We start from the raw sequence: 13,942 nt of genomic DNA on the forward strand, positions 1-13,942 counted from the left end.
TACATTTATAAAATAGAATATAAGCATCATCAACTATGTTGAAAACTGCTATGAAAGTTTATGTGACTATTTAACAAATATAGTGAGTGTAATAAAATTGTAATTTATCAGATTATTCTGTATTATTTCGAGATAAATTTCTACCTTCTTATAAAAGTACATTTTCCTATAAAGTATGTATTTTAGCTATTCCTATTGTCTATTGTTAATTTAATAGACAATAAGAATAGCCTGATAGAAGTATAATTAAATAGTAGGATTAAATATATTAGATTTGATGGGTTAAATTAACGGGGAGTTGGGAGTGCTTGAAATATTATACAATTTCATAAATTTCGTTTTCTTCAAAATCAAATTGACTTATAAGATCTGGGTTTTGATCTATTGGAAGTGGATCAAAAAGTGTTTCATCTTCATTTTTAGAACGTGGGGACATAAATTTAATAGTTTCAATAAAAATTTCTGATACAAAATGCATCTGTCCTTCTTTTTCAAATTTTCTCGATTGCATTTGTCCAGTTATACCAACCAATGAACCTTGATTGATATATTTTTCGACATTATTAGCAATTTTTCCGAATGCCTTACAAAATAAATAATCACAAATAACTTTTTGATTTTTATCTTTATAATTTCTTGAGACGGCTACGCAAAATGTAGCTAGTTTATTACCTTCCTTCTCATAAATTTTAGGGTCCTTTGTTAGTCTCCCTACAATGACAATACTGTTAATCATATGTCACCTCCTCTATAAGTAAATCATAAAAAATTCACATGATTCCGTCAAAATACAGTTTTTATAATTTCAAAAAGTAAATGACTACAAAATTCTACTTTTTTCACCTTTATCATAGAAAATTACGTTATAATGATAATATAAATACATTTTATGTAGAGTTTAAATTAATTAAATGGATGTGAGACGATGAAAACATTTAAAGCCGTTCGATTTCAAATCGTATCAGAAAATGGTGGCTTAACTGAGTACGAATTAGAAGATGGTGTCATCATCAATAAGGAAAACAGTGGCACTGGCTGGTTGCTTGAAATCGTCATTTCAGATTATCATTATGAAACTATGAAAACATATATGGATAACGAAACATTATTAGACATACGTGTCGTTATCACTAGACCTGCTAACGATCCAGCTTTATTTGATGCAACCATTAAACATATCATTCAATTAGAAAATACAATTTCTGTTGTTTGTGAATGTCACATTTACACATTAAGACAAGTTTATGCTGAAAGTTTGTTAGAACAATTAATAGATGAAGGTTTATCTGGTGAAGACTTGAAGAAATCCTTTAATAGAATGATGCAATCTAAACCAAGACTGAAGGATGAAAAAGTAGATAAATAAAAAATAGTGTTACAGCCCGTTTTAAACAGTCTGTAACACTATTTTTTTATTATTTGTCTTGTAAAGCAAATGTTAACTCACAACTACATGCTAACTGTCCATCTACTGTTGCCTTAGCACTACCTTTACCAATAGGGCCTCTGAGCTTCGTGATTTCAACTTCTAAGCGCAAAGTATCTCCAGGTGTTACTTGTTTTTTAAAACGACATTTATCGATACCAGCAAATAGTGCAAGTTTTCCCTTGTTTGCTTCGCTATTTAGCATAGCGACTGCACCTGTTTGTGCTAAAGCTTCAGTAATTAATACGCCAGGCATTACTGCATATTCTGGAAAATGACCTTGAAAGAATGGTTCATTACCTGAAACTTGTTTAATTGCTACACATCGTTGACCTTCATCGTATTCTACAACACGATCAATCAATAAAAATGGTTGCCTATGTGGAATAATCTCTTTTATTTGGTTGTAGTCAAAAATTGTTTCCATAATTTGCTTCCTCCAACTTTACTTCTCTCTGTTTCCAATTTATTAATATAATATATTATAACATTAATCTTGTATTCTTTTGATGTCAGCACCTAATGCCTTTAATTTACCATGCAAATCAACATACCCTCTGTCTAAATGCTTTAGTTCAGTAACATATGTTGTTCCTTCAGCTACTAGTCCCGCTAAAATAAGTGCTGCTGCTGCACGTAAATCCGTTGCTTTTACTTGAGCGCCTTGAAGTTGACTTTTACCTTCAATTTTTGCACTTCTTCCTTCAACAGTGATTTTAGCATTCATTCTTTTAAATTCACCGACATGCATGAATCGATTTTCAAACACAGTTTCCGTTACTACTTTATGTCCATTTGCAGTTAATAATAACGCCATCATTTGTGATTGCATGTCTGTAGGAAAACCAGGATGTGGAAGTGTTTTGATATCTACCGGTTTCAATTCGTTTTCAGCACTTACACGAATAGCATCATCAAGGTATTCTAGATTAACTCCCATTTCTTCTAATTTATAAACTAGACTCGTCATATGTTCTTTGATTGCACCGTTAACTAAAACATTTCCTCTTGTAATTGCACCTGCAATTAATAATGTACCTGCTTCAATTCTATCAGGTATAATTGAATGCTCGACGCCATACAAGGCTTCAACACCTTCAATCGTAATGGTGTCAGTACCAGCACCTAACACATTTCCGCCCATTTCATTAATATAATTTGCTAAATCAACAATTTCTGGTTCACGTGCGACGTTTTCTAAAACAGTTTTACCTTCAGCTAATGAAGCAGCCATGATAATATTTTGAGTCGCACCTACGCTTGGAAAATCTAAGTGAATCGTTGTACCTTTCAATCCGTTAGTAGTGTTTGCGTATATAAAACCACCATCCATATGGATTTCAGCACCTAGTTCTTCAAAACCTTTAATATGCTGTTCTATCGGTCTTGAACCAATTGCACAACCACCCGGTAAAGCAACTTTGGCATGACCTAATCGTGCTAGTAAAGGTCCCATTACAAGTATACTTGCTCTCATTTTACTTACATATTCATATGGTGCTTCTTCATTTAATTGTTTTGTTGCATCTACTGTAACTTCTTCTTGTTCTTTATTATAAGAGACCTCAGCATTTAATGTAGATATTACATTATTAATTGTTTCTACATCACTAAGTGCTGGTACATTTTTTAATTCGCTCACGCCTTTTGATGCTAATAGTGATGCTGTTAATACTGGTAATACTGCGTTTTTTGCACCCGAAACTTTCACTTCACCAGTTAATTTTTTACCACCATTAATTTCTATCTTATCCATCTTAAATCCTCCACTTAACTACTTATATATTGCCTAAAATTTTTATTCAAACTTACTATTAAATTATATCGATAATCATACGTAATATACAATTATTTGAATTATTGTACCAAATATTTTATTTGTGTAGAAAATTGTAATAAATCTACAATAAAATTACTGACCGAAGTTCCAATTAATATTGCTAAAAATATCATACAAATTTGAACTTGTACTGGAAAACCTTTTTTAAAAAATTGCTCTAATCTCACTGCATTCAATGCCCAATAAGCAATACAAATACAAAGGACATGTAGTATGAGATGTACAATTGAAAATTGTCCTAAATATTCCATAAGCCATTCTCCTTGATAAACACTATTTATATATTTTACACGAAACACTAAACAAAAGATACTTAATAATTAGATTACTGACTTTTAAATAATAAGCGTCAATTTAATATTATTTTCCCATTATATATATCATGTATGCATAACTATTAAAATTAAATATTTTTACTTACTTTACTTCTAAACGATTAAAAGTATATGTGAAAGTAAAACTTTTACTTTTTTATTCATACTACACTCTTAAATCTTTAGTACATTATTATAATTCACTTGTGATTTAAGAAAGTTACTATAATCCATATTTTGAATTAATGTTTCATTGCTAAATTAACGCTAAAAATTTAATTTTGACATGTTTAATTAGAAAAGAAAAAGTCGACAAAGTAAAAACTTTGTCGACTTTTTTAGATATTCGTCATAGTATATCTTTTATTCATTATTGTAATTGAGCGACACGAAGACGGTTATTAGCACGATCTAATGCGCGTTTGGCTCTATTTATGTCACTGCTATCTTCTTCATTGTTTAAATGAGATTCTGCTCTTGACTTAGCTAATTCTGCTCTAGCAACATCAATTTCATTCGCAGGCTCTGCAGTTTGAACAATGATTGATAATTTATCTTGTCTTACTTCAACAAAACCTTCACTCACTGCAATATATTCTGAACCACCGTCAAAATTAATTTTGGCATAGCCAATTTCAAGTGCTGCAACTGTTGGAATATGTCCATACATGACACCGATTTCTCCAGCAGTAGTTTGTAAAACTGCCAGAGTGACATCTTCTCGGTCGTAAACAGAACCATTAGGAGTGACAATATTTAGGCTTAATGTATTCATTATCCATACCTCCTAATTTTAAACTTCAACACCCATATCTTTAGCTTTTTCAATTACTTCATCCATGCTTCCAACTAGACGGAATGCATCTTCTGGAATATGATCGTAATCACCATTTAATATTGCTTTGAAGCCTTCTACTGTTTTTTGAACAGACACATAAGATCCTTTTTGCCCAGTAAATTGTTCAGCTACGTGGAAGTTTTGAGATAAGAAGAACTGAATACGACGCGCACGTTCTACAGTTTGTTTATCCTCTTCCGAAAGTTCATCCATACCTAAAATAGCAATAATATCTTGTAATTCTCTATATTTTTGTAAAGTAGATTGTACCTCACGTGCTACTTCATAATGTTCTTGACCAACAATTGATGGATCAAGGGCTCTAGAAGTAGATGCTAATGGGTCAACTGCAGGATAAATACCCATTTCAGTTAATTTACGCTCTAAGTTTGTAGTTGAATCTAAGTGCGCAAATACTGCAGCTGGTGCTGGGTCGGTATAATCATCGGCTGGCACGAATACTGCTTGAATTGACGTTACAGATCCTTTAGTTGTAGAAGTAATACGTTCTTGTAATTGTCCCATTTCCGTTGCTAATGTAGGTTGATAACCAACGGCTGAAGGCATACGTCCTAATAGTGCAGAAACTTCTGAACCGGCTTGCGTAAATCTAAAGATGTTATCGATGAATAGTAGAACATCTTGTCCTTGTTCATCACGGAAATACTCAGCCATAGTTAAACCAGAAAGTGCTACACGCATACGAGCACCAGGTGGTTCGTTCATTTGTCCAAAAACCATCGCTGTCTTTTTAATAACACCACTATCACTCATTTCAAAGTATAGGTCATTACCTTCACGAGTACGTTCACCTACACCAGCGAACACTGATATACCACCGTGTTCTTGAGCGATATTATTGATCAATTCTTGGATTAATACAGTTTTACCAACACCTGCACCGCCGAATAATCCAACTTTACCACCTTTAATATAAGGTGCTAATAAATCAATAACTTTGATACCTGTTTCTAATATTTCAACTTTCGTAGATAATTGATCAAATGCAGGTGCTTCTCTATGAATTGGATCACGACGTACTGAGTCATCTATGTCTTCATCTAAGTCTATCGTATCACCTAATACATTAAACACTCTACCTAACGTTTCATTACCAACTGGAACGCTAATGCTGTTTCCGCTGTCTCTTACTTCTGTACCACGTTTAACACCATCAGTTGAATCCATTGCGATTGTACGTACTACGTCATCGCCAAGTTGTAATGCAACTTCTAACGTTAATTCAACAGTACCTTCTTCTCTTTCTATATCGAGAACTAAGGCATTATTAATTTCTGGAACTTCATTGTGCTCAAAGCGAACATCAATTACTGGACCCATAACTTGTGTTACACGGCCTAATCCCATGCTATTTTCCTCCTTTAATCATTATTCAAGTGCAACTGCGCCACCAACAATTTCAGTAATTTGTTGAGTGATTGCTGCTTGTCTCGCTCTGTTATATTCGATAGATAAATCATCAATGATATCTGTCGCATTATCAGATGCATTTTTCATAGCCGTCATACGTGTTGCATGTTCACTTGCTTTTGCATCTAAAATCGTTCCATATATTAAACTTTCAACATATTGAGGTAAAATGACACTTAAAATTGCTTCTTTGTCTGGTTCAAATTCATATGAAGACATTTGACCATGCCCTAAGCTTGAATCTTCTGGAGACAATGGAAGCACAGTTTTCATCGACGGTGTATTTTCTAAAACACTGACGAAATGACTGTAATAAATTTTCACCTCATCCACAATCTCATCGTTATACAAATCTATTGCTTTTTTAGCAATTGCTTGTATCTCTTTAAATGAAGGTTGATCAGGAACTTCTGTTAAAGAATCATGAATGTCATATCCTTTATTTTTAAGAAAATCAACACCTGTTTGGCCTAAAACTAAGATGGAATATTCATCACTACTACTATGTTTGCGTTCAATATCTTTCATTAGATGTTTCAACACATTCGCATTGTATGCACCCGCAAGGCCTTGGTCACTAGTAATTACGATATAACCACTTTTCTTCACTTCTCGTTGTTGTAACATTGGGTGATGTGAATTTTTGTCCGCTCCAGCAACAGCTGTAATTGCATCTTGCATTTTAACCATATATGGTCTGAACTGATTCGTATTTTTTTCAGCACGACGCAATTTCGAACTAGAAACCATGTTCATTGCTTTCGTAATCTGTTTCATCTTTTTTGTTGATTTTATTCGTGTATCGATTTCTTTAAGAGATGCCATTATCTCACCACCTTTTATCTACATTAACTATTATGCTTCTTCTGATTTGCTAAAACTCTTCTTGAATTCATTAATCGCTGATTCAAATGATTCATCATTAGGTAAAGCACCCGTCGTTTTGATTTCATTTAATAAATCAGATGCATTCGATTTAGCCCATTGATTCAACTCGTCTTCAAAACGTGTGATATCAACTACAGGGATATCATCCAAATGTCCTTTTGTTAAAGCATAAATAATTAAAACTTGATTTTCTACAGGTAGTGGTTTGTTTTTATCTTGTTTTAATATTTCAACTGTACGTTTACCACGTTCTAATTTTTTAGCAGTAAATTCATCTAAATCAGATCCAAATTGCGCGAATGATTCTAATTCACGATATGATGCTAAATCTAGACGTAAAGTTCCAGCAACCTTTTTCATTGCTTTAATTTGCGCAGAACCACCGACACGTGATACTGATTGACCTGCATTAATCGCTGGTCTTACACCAGAGAAGAACAAGTCAGATTGCAAGAATATTTGTCCATCAGTAATAGAAATTACGTTTGTCGGAACGTAAGCGGCAATGTCGCCTGCTTGTGTCTCAATAATAGGTAATGCTGTGATTGAACCGCCACCTAAATCATCATTTAGTTTAGCCGCTCTCTCTAATAATCTACTATGTAAGTAGAATACATCACCAGGATAAGCTTCACGGCCTGGAGGTCTACGTAATAATAATGATAGTTCACGATAAGCTGCTGCTTGTTTTGTTAAATCATCATAAACGATTAAAACATCTTTGCCAGCAAACATGAATTCTTCAGCCATTGCTACACCAGAATATGGCGCGATATAAAGCATAGGCGCTGGATCTGCTGCTGAAGCAGAAACAATAATTGTATAATCTAATGCACCTTCTTGACGTAATTTTTCAACATTTGCACGTACAGTTGAATCTTTTTGTCCGATAGCAACGTATATACAGATCGTATCTTGATCTCTTTGGTTCAAAATCGTATCAATGGCAACCGTCGTTTTACCTGTTTGACGGTCTCCGATGATTAATTCACGCTGTCCACGGCCGATTGGTACAAGCGCGTCAATTGCTTTTATACCAGTTTGTAATGGTTCATCTACAGATTTACGATCCATTACACCAGTTGCTTTCTTCTCTACAGGACGTGTTTTTGTAGTATTGACTGGTCCTTGACCATCAATTGCTTGTCCTAATGGGTTAACGACACGACCAAGTAACTCCTCACCAACTGGAACTTCCATGATACGTCCAGTTCGTTTTACTTCGTCTCCCTCTTTAATATCCGTGTAAGGTCCTAAAATTACTACACCGACATTGGATTCTTCTAAGTTTTGTGCTAAACCTAGAACGCCGTTATTAAATTCAATAAGCTCACCAGCCATAACGTCATTTAATCCGTGGATTAAAGCGATACCATCACCAATTTGCAGAACTGTACCTACATCAGTAACAGCCATTTCTGACTCATAATTTTCTATTTGTGAGCGAAGTAATGCACTGATTTCTTCAGCTTTAATGGCCATCTATGTCACTCCTTCGATTTTTATTTCACTCTAATAAATTGCTTTTCAAGTTTGGCAAGATCATTTTTAATACTTGCATCCATCACTTTCGTACCAACTTTAACTCGGATACCACCGATAAGATCTGGATTTATTTCATTTGTAATCATTAGTTTTGATAGTTTTGTGCGCGATCTAATAATTGAATCAATACTTGCTATTTCATCCTCAGATAGTTCATACACCGATTCAATAATCGCAAAGTCTTGATTGTGATACGCATTATATAAAGTTTCAAAAGCTAAGAATATTTCATGTGTATATGTAAGGTGACGATTACTTGCAAGCACCATAAACATATTTTGTAAATATTGATGTGCGTGTCCAAAAATAATAGCAACAAAACGTTGGCGTTGTGCTACATCTTTTTGTGGGTCTGTATCTAATTCTTTTAATTTTCCTACTTCAGGTCGCACTGCTTCGTCAATTGTTGAAAACTCTTCATACATTTGATCAAGTAACGCTTTTTCTTTAGCAGTATCAAATAACGCTTTTGCATATTTTTTTGCTACATTAGCCATTATTTATCGCCTGCCTCTTTAATGTACTTTTCAACTAATTCTTTTTGATCTTTTTCTGAAATTTCTTTTTGCAGTACTTTTGAAGCAATGAGTACGGAAAGCTCAGAAACCTGATTATTAATATCTGCAAGTGCGCGTTCTTTTTCACTATTAATTTCATTTTGTGCTGTTTCAATCATGCCATTAGCTCTAATATTGGCTTCATGAATAATTTCTTCGTGTTGTTTACGGGCTTGTATTTTAGATTCTTCTAAAATCTTATGAACCTCTTCTTGTGTTTCTTTTAGTGTTTGTTTGTTTTGTGCTTCTAATTTTTGAGCATTTAATTTAGCTTGTTCAGCATCGTCGATATCTTTATTGATATCGCGTTCACGTTTGTCCATTACTTCTTTAAGTGGGCCCCATGCAAACTTTTTCAAAAGTAAGAGTAATATGGCGAATGTAGCAATCGTAACAATGATTGTCCCCCATTGTACACCACCGCCACTAGCCGCACCTAGAACGAACATATTAGTCGTAGCAGTCACTTTCATAGACACTCCTTTCATCCAGTATAATCATAAGGTATTTTGATAAAAACGAACGGCGAGAGCCTAGAAGACTTCGCCATAAAGACTAGTTTACTTATAGTGACATGAAAGCGATAACTACACCTATAATTGGTAGCGCCTCAACTAATCCGATACCGATAAACATAATACCCATTAATTGACCACGTGCTTCTGGTTGACGAGCGACACCTTCTACTGTTCTTGAAACGATAAGACCATTACCAATACCTGCACCAAGTGCTGATAAGCCGATTGCGATTGCTGCTGCGATTAAATTCATTTAAAAATCCTCCTAATTTGTTCTTTTTATTTTTTAATTTAATGACTCTTTTGTACTTTATGTGACATATATACCATTGAAAGCATTACAAATATATATGCCTGAATCGTACCAATAAAAATTGAGAACCCTTGCCATACGATTAGGCCAGGTAATCCAATTAACCAACCCCATGCTGGGAAGTCGAATACTAAACCTGCTAATAATCCTAGTAATAATTCACCTGCAAAAATATTTCCGTAAAGTCGTAGTCCTAGTGTCAATGTTGAAGTGAACTCTTCAAACACATTGATAGGCAATAGGAATATCGGCTTTGTATAATTTTGAAAATACCCTTTAGTGCCAACCATTTTAACCCCATAATAATGTGTTAATAATATTATAAGCGTTGATAATGTTAATGTCACAGTTGGATCGGCTGTGGGAGATTTCCACCACAGGGTGTGTCCCGAAATTAATTGGAACGGTAAACCGAGCATATTACTAACAAATATGAAAAAGATTAATGTAACGGCTAAGAAATGGAACTGACCGCCTTTTGACCAAGCCATGTTACTTTCGATAATCCCTCTTACGAAATCAAAAACCCACTCGATAAAGTTTTGTTTGCCTGTTGGATGTTTCTTGAGGTTACGTGTACAAATAATAGCTATTACAAAAACAATAAACGCCGTAATCAACATCATCATAATCGATGATAGATTAAACACGATGTCTAGACCGAACACATTCCAACTGACTAGAGGGTCTTTATGATCCATGCTTTCTCACCTCTTTCATTATAAAATTTATTTCTTGTGTAAAAATGGTTTGAAAACAATTAAAACATAAGAAATCATTAAACCAACAACTACTCCAAAAATGTTTATATGGTCCTTATAAAAATACCATGTCGTACAAGCTAATATCACAACCAAATATCTCCAAATGTTGCCCGTTGAAATATGTATGTTATCCTTTTCTTTTGCTTCCGCCAAATAATATTCAAAAGTAAAAGTATTGATTAGCGAACCGATCATTCCAATTATAAGACCTAATATAAATGCAGAGTATGTGAAAATAAACACAATTACAAGTACAATAATACAATATATATAGTATTGCATGTACTGTTTAAAAATGATGTTGAAACGTTTCATTTCAGTGCCTCGCTTCACCTTATCTTTCTTATATGAAAACCATTCCAATCATACAATTTTAATAATAATATAGGGTACTTTACGTGTCAATTCTATTCAAATTGTAATTCAATTTTTTACAAGAATGTCACAAAAATGACACATAAATACAAAAATTATTTGAAAGAAGAAGGTTTTTTATCAATTAAACCAAAAAAATATTTAATATTTTGACAAATTCTATATGATGCATTGCCGTCTCCATATGGATTTTGAGCTGTACTCATGATCTCATACAAATTTTCGTTATCTAATAGTTCTTTTGTTGCTGCGAATATATTCTTTTCATTTGTGCCTACAATTTTTAATGTACCTGCCGCTACACCTTCTGGTCTTTCTGTAACATCCCTCAAAACGAGTACTGGTTTACCTAAAGAAGGCGCTTCTTCTTGTACACCACCAGAATCAGTTAAAATTAAATAAGACTGATGTGCAAAATTATGAAAATCAACAACTTCTAAGGGTTCTACAAGCTCAATTCTTGTGTGATTTGATAAATAATAATCTGCAATTTCTCTTACTTTAGGGTTTTTATGTATTGGGTAAACGACAACAACATCCTCGTATGCTTCGACGATATCTCGTACTGCTTTGAAAATATGTGCCATTGGTTCCCCAATATTTTCTCGTCTATGCGCAGTGAGTAGAATAATTCGTTTATCTTTGTGCTTGGCTATAATTTCTGATTGATAACCATTATGAATTGTCGTTTTCATTGCATCAATAGCAGTATTACCTGTTACGACAATTGAGTCTTCTGGTTTGTTTTCAGCAATCAAATTATTTGCAGCATTATTGGTAGGAGCAAAGTTTAAATCGGACATTACTCCTACCATTTGTCTATTCATTTCTTCAGGAAATGGAGCATATTTATTCCAAGTTCGCAAACCAGCTTCGACATGCCCGATTGGGACTTGATTATATAATGCTGCAAGACTTCCAGCAAATGTACTCATGGTATCACCATGAACAAGTATCATATCTGGTTTCGCTTCTTTTATAACATCCTCTAATCGTACGAGTATGCGTGAAGTTATATCAGACAATGATTGTCCCTGCTTCATAATGTTCAAATCATAATCAGGTGTGATGTCAAAGCTTTTCAACACAGAATCTAACATTTCTCTATGTTGTGCCGTCACTACAACGATTGGTTGTAATTCAGCGTCTCTCTCCAATTCTAAAACGAGTGGTGCCATCTTTATAGCTTCAGGCCGTGTCCCGAATACAGTCATAACTTTTTTCATACTACTCCACTCCTGGGTCAAACTATTTTGTACCGAATAAACGGTCACCAGCGTCACCTAATCCAGGTGTAATATAAGCATGGTCATCTAATTTCTCATCTAATGCTGCGATATAGATATCGACATCTTCATGTGCTTCTTGTAATTTTTCTACACCTTCTGGTGCTGCAATTAGACACATAAATCTGATATGCTTGGCGCCACGTTTTTTAAGTGAATTAATCGCTTCAATTGCGGAAGCACCAGTCGCTAGCATTGGATCAACTACGACAATTTCTCTTTCTTCAATATCTTGTGGTAATTTCACAAAATACTCAACTGCTTCTAGCGTTTCAGGATCTCTGTATAAGCCAACATGACCTATTCTTGCTGCCGGCACAAGATTTAAGATACCTTGTGTCATGCCAAGACCTGCTCTTAAAATGGGAATAAATGCTAATTTTTTACCAGTTAAACGCTTAGCTATCATTTTAGTAACAGGCGTTTCAATTTCTACATCTTGTAACTCTAGATTTCTAGTCACTTCGTAAGCCATTAACATGCCTACTTCATCTACGAGTTCTCTAAATTCTTTTGTACCTGTATGTACATCTCTAATGTAACTTAATTTGTGTTGAATAAGTGGGTGATCAAAAACATGTACGTTGCCCATAATTACTTCCTCCAATTTAATTATATAAAGGATGTTTCGTAGTTAATGCTTTAACTCTTTCTTGTCCTTCTTTTAATGTTGTTTCGTTTTCAGGATCTTTTAACACTAAGCTTATAATTTTAGCTACTTCTTCAAATGCCGCTTCATCAAAACCACGTGTAGTAGCTGCTGGTGTACCAAGTCTTAAACCACTTGTTACAAAAGGTTTTTCTTGATCAAATGGTATTGTATTTTTATTACAAGTAATACCTATTGAGTCAAGGGCTTCTTCTGCTACTTTACCAGTAATATTGACTGATCCTTTTACATCTACGCATACTAGGTGATTATCAGTACCGCCAGATACTACTCTAAATCCTTCTTTATTTAGTGTATCAGCTAATACTTTTGCATTTTTAATAACTTGTTGCTGATATGTTTTAAAATCATCTTGTAGTGCTTCACCGAACGCTACTGCTTTGGCAGCAATAACATGTTCTAAAGGGCCACCTTGAATGCCTGGGAAGATTGTTTTGTCAATTTGCTTTTTGTATTCTTCTTTACATAAAATCATTCCACCACGAGGGCCACGTAATGTTTTATGTGTTGTTGTAGTTACAAAATCAGCATATTCTACTGGACTTGGGTGTAAGCCTGCAGCGACTAATCCAGCGATATGAGCCATATCTACCATCAATTTAGCGCCTACTTCATCAGCAATTTCTCTAAAACGTTTGAAGTCTATTGTTTTTGAGTATGCAGAAGCCCCAGCAACGATTAACTTAGGTTGGTGCGCTTTTGCTACTTTTAATACTTCGTCATAGTCTATTTGTTCGCTTTCTTTGTCGACACCATATTCGACAAAGTTATAAAATTGACCACTAAAGTTTACTGGCGCACCATGAGTTAAGTGCCCACCATGACTTAAATTCATACCTAATACAGTATCTCCGTGTTCTAATGCCACGAGATAAACAGCCATATTTGCTTGTGAACCAGAATGTGGTTGAACGTTAACATGTTCTGCACCAAATAATTGCTTTGCTCTCTCAATAGCTAATGTTTCAGATACATCGACATATTCACAACCACCGTAATATCTTCTGTTCGGATAACCTTCAGCATACTTATTAGTTAATACTGAACCTTGAGCTTCCATAACTGCTTCCGACACAAAGTTTTCTGACGCAATTAACTCTATATTGTTATTTTGACGGTTGAACTCGTTTTGAATCACTTCATAAATTTCTTTATCTTGATCTTTAATAAATGACAT

17 protein-coding genes are annotated in these 13,942 nt (G+C 34.3%); 1 reads left to right on the forward strand and 16 read right to left on the reverse strand.

The annotated features are described in order from the left end of the window. Nucleotides 1-316: 316 nt before the first annotated feature. Nucleotides 317-736, reverse strand: a complete 420-nt coding sequence (locus KA830_RS12435) for a single-stranded DNA-binding protein (protein ID WP_046207767.1) — start codon at nucleotides 734-736, stop codon at nucleotides 317-319. 189 nt (nucleotides 737-925) lie between these two features. On the opposite strand from KA830_RS12435, the gene KA830_RS12440 reads away from it, so the two are divergent. Continuing rightward, nucleotides 926-1,366 (forward strand): YwpF-like family protein, encoded by a 441-nt coding sequence (locus tag KA830_RS12440; protein ID WP_046207766.1) that lies wholly within the window; start codon nucleotides 926-928, stop codon nucleotides 1,364-1,366. A 49-nt stretch (nucleotides 1,367-1,415) separates the two neighbouring features. Here the strand turns inward: KA830_RS12440 and fabZ are convergent, their stop codons facing one another. The 15 genes from fabZ to glyA all read right to left on the reverse strand — a co-directional run bounded on the left by fabZ (nucleotide 1,416) and on the right by glyA (nucleotide 13,942). Continuing rightward, on the reverse strand, nucleotides 1,416-1,853 hold the full coding sequence (gene fabZ / locus KA830_RS12445; protein ID WP_046207765.1) for a 3-hydroxyacyl-ACP dehydratase FabZ: 438 nt from the start codon (nucleotides 1,851-1,853) through the stop codon (nucleotides 1,416-1,418). A gap of 63 nt (nucleotides 1,854-1,916) precedes the next feature. Continuing rightward, nucleotides 1,917-3,182, reverse strand: coding sequence for a UDP-N-acetylglucosamine 1-carboxyvinyltransferase (murA, locus tag KA830_RS12450; RefSeq protein ID WP_210134286.1), 1,266 nt, complete (start codon nucleotides 3,180-3,182; stop codon nucleotides 1,917-1,919). Between the two features lie 101 nt (nucleotides 3,183-3,283). Continuing rightward, complete coding sequence (locus KA830_RS12455; RefSeq protein ID WP_046207763.1) at nucleotides 3,284-3,517, reverse strand: DUF1146 family protein; 234 nt, start codon at nucleotides 3,515-3,517, stop codon at nucleotides 3,284-3,286. Between the two features lie 433 nt (nucleotides 3,518-3,950). Further along, entirely contained in the window at nucleotides 3,951-4,355 is a 405-nt protein-coding gene (locus tag KA830_RS12460; RefSeq protein ID WP_019468303.1) for a F0F1 ATP synthase subunit epsilon, read from the reverse strand. 18 nt (nucleotides 4,356-4,373) lie between these two features. Further along, complete coding sequence (atpD, locus tag KA830_RS12465) at nucleotides 4,374-5,786, reverse strand: F0F1 ATP synthase subunit beta (RefSeq protein ID WP_019468302.1); 1,413 nt, start codon at nucleotides 5,784-5,786, stop codon at nucleotides 4,374-4,376. A 21-nt stretch (nucleotides 5,787-5,807) separates the two neighbouring features. Then, nucleotides 5,808-6,674 (reverse strand): ATP synthase F1 subunit gamma, encoded by an 867-nt coding sequence (gene atpG / locus KA830_RS12470; RefSeq protein ID WP_046207762.1) that lies wholly within the window; start codon nucleotides 6,672-6,674, stop codon nucleotides 5,808-5,810. Between the two features lie 30 nt (nucleotides 6,675-6,704). Next, nucleotides 6,705-8,219: a F0F1 ATP synthase subunit alpha gene (gene atpA, locus KA830_RS12475; protein ID WP_046207761.1), complete on the reverse strand. Its 1,515-nt coding sequence runs from the start codon at nucleotides 8,217-8,219 to the stop codon at nucleotides 6,705-6,707. 20 nt (nucleotides 8,220-8,239) lie between these two features. Then, nucleotides 8,240-8,779: a F0F1 ATP synthase subunit delta gene (locus tag KA830_RS12480; RefSeq protein ID WP_070039515.1), complete on the reverse strand. Its 540-nt coding sequence runs from the start codon at nucleotides 8,777-8,779 to the stop codon at nucleotides 8,240-8,242. After that, nucleotides 8,779-9,306, reverse strand: coding sequence for a F0F1 ATP synthase subunit B (locus KA830_RS12485; RefSeq protein WP_026034759.1), 528 nt, complete (start codon nucleotides 9,304-9,306; stop codon nucleotides 8,779-8,781). The genes KA830_RS12480 and KA830_RS12485 overlap by 1 nt, the downstream gene beginning before the upstream one ends. A 97-nt stretch (nucleotides 9,307-9,403) precedes the next feature. Next, nucleotides 9,404-9,610, reverse strand: a complete 207-nt coding sequence (atpE, locus tag KA830_RS12490; protein ID WP_002482721.1) for a F0F1 ATP synthase subunit C — start codon at nucleotides 9,608-9,610, stop codon at nucleotides 9,404-9,406. Nucleotides 9,611-9,648: 38 nt separating this feature from the next. Next, nucleotides 9,649-10,371 carry a F0F1 ATP synthase subunit A gene (atpB, locus tag KA830_RS12495; protein WP_204179711.1) on the reverse strand — a complete coding sequence of 241 codons (723 nt, stop codon included), beginning with the start codon at nucleotides 10,369-10,371 and terminating at the stop codon, nucleotides 9,649-9,651. A 27-nt stretch (nucleotides 10,372-10,398) separates the two neighbouring features. After that, nucleotides 10,399-10,749 (reverse strand): ATP synthase subunit I, encoded by a 351-nt coding sequence (locus KA830_RS12500; protein WP_046207759.1) that lies wholly within the window; start codon nucleotides 10,747-10,749, stop codon nucleotides 10,399-10,401. 155 nt (nucleotides 10,750-10,904) lie between these two features. After that, nucleotides 10,905-12,035 (reverse strand): non-hydrolyzing UDP-N-acetylglucosamine 2-epimerase, encoded by a 1,131-nt coding sequence (gene wecB, locus KA830_RS12505; RefSeq protein ID WP_204179710.1) that lies wholly within the window; start codon nucleotides 12,033-12,035, stop codon nucleotides 10,905-10,907. Nucleotides 12,036-12,057: 22 nt separating this feature from the next. Then, complete coding sequence (gene upp, locus KA830_RS12510) at nucleotides 12,058-12,687, reverse strand: uracil phosphoribosyltransferase (protein ID WP_019468295.1); 630 nt, start codon at nucleotides 12,685-12,687, stop codon at nucleotides 12,058-12,060. 16 nt (nucleotides 12,688-12,703) lie between these two features. After that, nucleotides 12,704-13,942: a serine hydroxymethyltransferase gene (gene glyA / locus KA830_RS12515; protein WP_046207757.1), complete on the reverse strand. Its 1,239-nt coding sequence runs from the start codon at nucleotides 13,940-13,942 to the stop codon at nucleotides 12,704-12,706.

It is taken from the genome of Staphylococcus sp. GDY8P119P, from assembly GCF_017892075.1.
Taxonomy (GTDB): domain Bacteria; phylum Bacillota; class Bacilli; order Staphylococcales; family Staphylococcaceae; genus Staphylococcus; species Staphylococcus ureilyticus.

Bases quoted from the DNA above. Each gene is read 5' to 3' on its own strand.
- KA830_RS12435 (WP_046207767.1), bottom strand. From the start codon at position 736: ATGATTAACAGTATTGTCATTGTAGGGAGACTAACAAAGGACCCTAAA.
- KA830_RS12440 (WP_046207766.1), top strand. From the start codon at position 926: ATGAAAACATTTAAAGCCGTTCGATTTCAAATCGTATCAGAAAATGGT.
- fabZ (WP_046207765.1), bottom strand. From the start codon at position 1,853: ATGGAAACAATTTTTGACTACAACCAAATAAAAGAGATTATTCCACAT.
- murA (WP_210134286.1), bottom strand. From the start codon at position 3,182: ATGGATAAGATAGAAATTAATGGTGGTAAAAAATTAACTGGTGAAGTG.
- KA830_RS12455 (WP_046207763.1), bottom strand. From the start codon at position 3,517: ATGGAATATTTAGGACAATTTTCAATTGTACATCTCATACTACATGTC.
- KA830_RS12460 (WP_019468303.1), bottom strand. From the start codon at position 4,355: ATGAATACATTAAGCCTAAATATTGTCACTCCTAATGGTTCTGTTTAC.
- atpD (WP_019468302.1), bottom strand. From the start codon at position 5,786: ATGGGATTAGGCCGTGTAACACAAGTTATGGGTCCAGTAATTGATGTT.
- atpG (WP_046207762.1), bottom strand. From the start codon at position 6,674: ATGGCATCTCTTAAAGAAATCGATACACGAATAAAATCAACAAAAAAG.
- atpA (WP_046207761.1), bottom strand. From the start codon at position 8,219: ATGGCCATTAAAGCTGAAGAAATCAGTGCATTACTTCGCTCACAAATA.
- KA830_RS12480 (WP_070039515.1), bottom strand. From the start codon at position 8,779: ATGGCTAATGTAGCAAAAAAATATGCAAAAGCGTTATTTGATACTGCT.
- atpE (WP_002482721.1), bottom strand. From the start codon at position 9,610: ATGAATTTAATCGCAGCAGCAATCGCAATCGGCTTATCAGCACTTGGT.
- atpB (WP_204179711.1), bottom strand. From the start codon at position 10,371: ATGGATCATAAAGACCCTCTAGTCAGTTGGAATGTGTTCGGTCTAGAC.
- KA830_RS12500 (WP_046207759.1), bottom strand. From the start codon at position 10,749: ATGAAACGTTTCAACATCATTTTTAAACAGTACATGCAATACTATATA.
- wecB (WP_204179710.1), bottom strand. From the start codon at position 12,035: ATGAAAAAAGTTATGACTGTATTCGGGACACGGCCTGAAGCTATAAAG.
- upp (WP_019468295.1), bottom strand. From the start codon at position 12,687: ATGGGCAACGTACATGTTTTTGATCACCCACTTATTCAACACAAATTA.
- glyA (WP_046207757.1), bottom strand. From the start codon at position 13,942: ATGTCATTTATTAAAGATCAAGATAAAGAAATTTATGAAGTGATTCAA.